2 protein-coding genes are annotated in these 1,901 nt (G+C 37.2%); both read right to left on the reverse strand.

The window, feature by feature from the left end; all coding sequences use genetic code 11:
- On the reverse strand, positions 1–924 hold a 924-nt coding region (locus tag CXF78_RS15780; RefSeq protein ID WP_102037316.1), incomplete at its 3' end, for a HAMP domain-containing protein.
- Between the two features lie 3 nt (positions 925–927).
- The coding region (locus tag CXF78_RS15785; protein ID WP_145991497.1) for an ABC transporter substrate-binding protein at positions 928–1,901 on the reverse strand (974 nt) is incomplete at its 5' end.

Genomic DNA, 1,901 nt, shown 5'->3' on the forward strand with positions numbered 1-1,901 from the left:
AAGGTCAATAAATAATAGTGCTGCTTGATTATCTCCACGTAAATCCCTTGCTATAGCAGTATCAATTTGTTTTATGAATGCGCGACGGTTATAAATACCGGTTAATTCATCATGTTCAGCTAAGAAAATGAGTTGATCTTGTTGTTCAATTAATTTACGGGTTTGGCTGTCTACTTCTTGCTTTAATTCATCCTTTTTAACGGTAATTTGAGCAAGTGATAGTTTCATTCTATTGAAGTTTTGGGCGAGCGCAGATAACTCATCGGTATCACTGAAATTAATTTGACTCTTTAGGTCTCCAGCAGCAAGTGCTTCCATGCCTTGGTTGAGTGAGGCTAACCCTTTCTTGAAACGAATGAGCGTCATAAAAGACCATGCGGTAACCATAATCGCTAATATTAATAGCACCACTCCCACAAGAAATAATAACGTTTGTTGTTTTTGTTTCGCTTGTTTAATCGATAATTGATGAAGATTAAACATTTCTTCGGTCATTTCTTCAATAACCATGCTGTATTTTGCTTTAAATAATCGTTCAGCAGTGAGGGTTGATGACACATCTACTTGTTTACTATGGAAGCTATTTTGAGTATTAATAAGTGCTCTAATATTGGTATTCAGTCTATTCAGGTTTCCAATAATGAGTTTTTGTTGCGTAGCCCATTGAATGTCTTCTGAGAGGTTTTTAGCCAGCTCAGCTTGGCGTGTATTTAACTCAGATAACCCTTGGTCGTCTGTATACTCTTGGTAAAGCCACAGTTGACTACGTAAACTATCAATGCTGATTTGTAACTTCATTGAGTAATTGAGTTGGCGGTATATTTGTTGTTGATAATAGTGAACTTGTATCAATGACAAGCCGACAATCAATGTAAGCAGTGAACACAGTATAGCGGTGAGTTTTAGGCGCTTAGATAACATCATAAATTACCACCCAGCCTCTAAACTGATGAACTTTTCAAACAATTTTCGATCAAAAATCTGCCTGAAATCAATACTGTTATCTTCAGAGACTAATTTATTATCAATTGCCCATTGGCTTTGAGTTTGGATGTTAGAAAAGAGTGCATTACTGAGTGATAAACGAAAACTATAGTCATTCCAAGAATAACTAAGTTGGGATGGATCGATATCCAACACACGGCTAATTTTTGTTTGAGCAAGCTCTGGATGTGTATGAATATAATCTGTTGCGTCATTAATTGATTTGAGTAGCGCTAACTTTTCTGTAGTTGATAGCCTGGTCTCTTTAAGCTCGATTAAGTTGAACGATAAGTGGTATAGACCGCGACTGCTGATGACGTTGGTATTTACGTGGACTTTTTGCGTTAACAAATAACTTAAGGGTTCCCAAGCTGAAATAATATCAACCTCATTATTTAATAACGCTGGAATAAGCTGCTCAGCAGTTAAATATATTCGTTCGATTGGTTGCTGAGTTTTGTTATACATAATCAATAAACTATCTAAGAAAAACTCGCTGGCACTGCCTTTTACAATGCCTATGCGTGCGTGGGCTAGATTATCCAGTTGTTGATACTTTTGTGGTGTTAAGCTAAGTAGTTTTAGATCATTGTCTGATTCGACAAAACTGGCTAGTACTGAAAAGTTTGTCTGTTTAAAGCTATTAAACATGACCACCGTTTCTGATGCAGTGGCAAGATCAACTTGTTTATTCTTAAGGGCGTCAAAGCATTTCACTCCGCTGTCGAATCTCACTAGCTCAACATTAAGCCCATTTGCTCTAAAGTAACCTTGTTGTTGTGCAATAAAAAAAGGTGCTGAAAGTGGTGTGCCAGATACCGCAATTTTAATGGGGTCTTTTAGGGCTGAAGCATTAAGTGATTTGCTTGTGCCAAGGTCACAACTGGCAATGCCGATTAGCATGAAAGCCAAGATAA

The organism is Shewanella sp. 11B5 (assembly GCF_002836795.1).
In the GTDB taxonomy this organism is placed as follows: domain Bacteria; phylum Pseudomonadota; class Gammaproteobacteria; order Enterobacterales; family Shewanellaceae; genus Shewanella; species Shewanella frigidimarina.